The organism is Bacteroidota bacterium (genome assembly GCA_026391695.1).
Classification (GTDB): Bacteria; Bacteroidota; Bacteroidia; order Bacteroidales; family JAGONC01; genus JAPLDP01.
Window position 1 is genome coordinate 1 of record JAPLDP010000001.1, and the last position, 2572, is coordinate 2572.

A 2572-nucleotide genomic window follows, 5' to 3' on the forward strand; every position below is an offset into this window, starting at 1 on the left:
CGAAATTGCTCATCAAATAGTCCGTAGGATTTATTTTTACGCATTTTTCTATGTTTTATACAAAAATACGCATTATTAATATATCAAAATATTGATATTCAAATAGTTATTAACATTTTAGTATTTAGAAGTACCCATAAGAATTAATATGAAAAGAATCATAAATTTACTTCTTCTTTTTCTAATTATTTTTCAATTCTCTTCATGTATTATTGCCATCAATGAAAATGAATACAGAATGCTTAAAGAGAATCAAAGGCAGTATATAAAGGATTTTAGCATTGATTTAGTTGACAAAAACCAATTAAACACAAACGAATTTTGTATTTATGAAATAAATGGTTCTGACATCAAAGCTGTAACCAGGCTTTATAATTTTACATGGATCCATTTATGGCTCCCTTTCTGCAAAGCAGAGTATTGTCAAAATATTAGCCTATTTCAATATATGGCTGAGCAACACAAATCAGATGGATTAGCATTTTTAATGACTTCAGAAACTTATGACATAAAATCTATAAATCAAATTGTTGTAAAATCAAACTTTTCATTTCCGGTTTTTGTACTTGAGGATGTGTATTATGGTCACAAAATGAAAAGAGCAAGAATGCAAATTTCAGATCAGCTCATAAATAATGATTCAATAGGAAAGAGTTTGTATTACTCAGATTACGTTTTCAAGGACACATTACTTATCTATGCAGGGAGTAATTTAAATAACGAAAGGTTAGATAGTATTATTAATATATCTAATTCTTACAAACGCTAGCATGGGCAAAAACGCCATGCGACTTCACTCCCAGCTTCTTAGGGCGGGACTTCTCGCGAACTTTCCTGTCTTTCAACAGGTGAGTCGGTCTAAAACCCGTTTCGAGTTTCTTCTTTTCATTCTGACTTTAGAATCTTCTGCTTTTTTGATTCAGGTATGCTTGTAATTCTCCTTACAGGTTTAAAAAGAAATCAAAAAAAACACCAAAAAAGGAAATCGAACATGCTTGAAACTTATGAAAGAATATTTTATAGAAAAACCAAAATAATGGAGGTTAATATGAAAACAATTCGGGATGCAAAAACATTCGATGAATTATTAGATATAAAATATGGAAAGATCGGAACACCCAGTGGAACATCCAGGAGTTTATCCCGCTGAATAGCGGGAGAACGATCAAACGATCCCGATAATTATCGGGAGGATTTCGATTACACGCAGATGAAAGGCAAACAATAAGAGGATAGTGAGGTTGGTCTGATCTTTATCGAGTACATCATAAGATCGGTTGTGAGCTCTTTCCCCTAAAAACTACATCATATCATTTTACTCTGAATATTTGTACCTTTTTTCTTTAATCTCAAAACGACTGGGAAGTTAATAGACGGCCTTAAGTTATAGACAATTGCGTTTATCAGGATATCGCCTTAAAATAAATTTGATAATTAAGGATTAAGCCTTATATTTGCAAAAATAATTAAGGACATAACCTTATGAAAAATTTACAACAAAAATTAATAATTGAACAGTTAGACAAGAAAATTGAGCAGTTGCATAAGATTGATAACTTAATAATTCCGTCTGAGGGCTGGGTTTATTCAATAAGAACTGCAATGAAAATGTCACTGAGACAATTAGGTAATAGAATGGGTATAACGGCACAAAGTGTTAAAGAAATTGAATTAAGAGAAAAATCTGAAACAATTTCAATAAAGAAATTAACTGCAGTGGCAAGAGCGCTTGACATGAAATTTGTATATGGTTTTATACCAGGAGAGAAAAGCATTGAGAATATTATTGAAAAAAGAGCATATGAGATTGCAGAAAGAATTGTTTTGAGAACGTCTATGACCATGCAGTTAGAAGATCAGGAAAATTCTGAGGCAAGAATTGAAAAAGCAATTAAAAATCGGGCAGAAGAAATTATACGTGAAATGCCAAAATATTTATGGGATTAGATTTTACTTATATTGAAGGACAATCTCCACTTGATGAGGAAGAAAAAGAAGGTTTAAAAATTAAATCAATTTCAACAAGAGGAGAATTGGATGAATTTGAGCAACATAATATAGAAAAAGCAATTGAATGGACTATTAAACATAAATTTACGATTGATGAATTCTTAACAGAACAATTTGTAAAAGAACTACATAAACAAATGTTTAACCAGGTATGGACTTGGGCTGGACAATTCCGTAAATCCAATAAGAACTTAGGAGTGGATAAATTACATATAGGAATTGAGCTTCGACAATTGCTTGATGATTGTAAATTTTGGATTAAGGAAAATACCTTTTCAGAAGATGAAATTGCAATTAGATTTAAACATCGGATGGTAAAAATTCATCCTTTCCCCCATGGTAACGGGAGACATTCAAGATTAATTGCTGATATTATGACAGAAAGAATTTTTGGAAAAAAATTATTTTCTTGGGGTAACAAAAATTTAACCTGAATAATTCATAAATCCAAAATTCGGATAAAAAGCTATACTATTTCCAGGACGAATACAAAAAATTAGGCAAGCTGGGATAATTTGTAAGATATTGATGCAGTTTTTGTTTTGACAAAATTCATTGTTCA

Annotated in this window: 4 protein-coding genes; all 4 read left to right on the top strand. The window is 30.9% G+C overall.

All coding sequences use genetic code 11. From position 1 onward, the window contains the following. The first annotated feature begins 148 nt into the window (after positions 1-148). The 4 genes from NT175_00005 (at position 149) to NT175_00020 (ending at position 2444) form a co-directional block, all read left to right on the top strand. Positions 149-769 (top strand): hypothetical protein, encoded by a 621-nt coding sequence (locus tag NT175_00005; protein MCX6233098.1) that lies wholly within the window; start codon positions 149-151, stop codon positions 767-769. 156 nt (positions 770-925) lie between these two features. Then, positions 926-1150, top strand: coding sequence for a hypothetical protein (locus NT175_00010; protein ID MCX6233099.1), 225 nt, complete (start codon positions 926-928; stop codon positions 1148-1150). 332 nt (positions 1151-1482) lie between these two features. Beyond that, complete coding sequence (locus tag NT175_00015; protein MCX6233100.1) at positions 1483-1947, top strand: mobile mystery protein A; 465 nt, start codon at positions 1483-1485, stop codon at positions 1945-1947. Continuing rightward, positions 1938-2444, top strand: coding sequence for a mobile mystery protein B (locus NT175_00020; protein MCX6233101.1), 507 nt, complete (start codon positions 1938-1940; stop codon positions 2442-2444). Before NT175_00015 ends, NT175_00020 begins: the two co-directional genes overlap by 10 nt. Positions 2445-2572 lie beyond the last annotated feature (128 nt).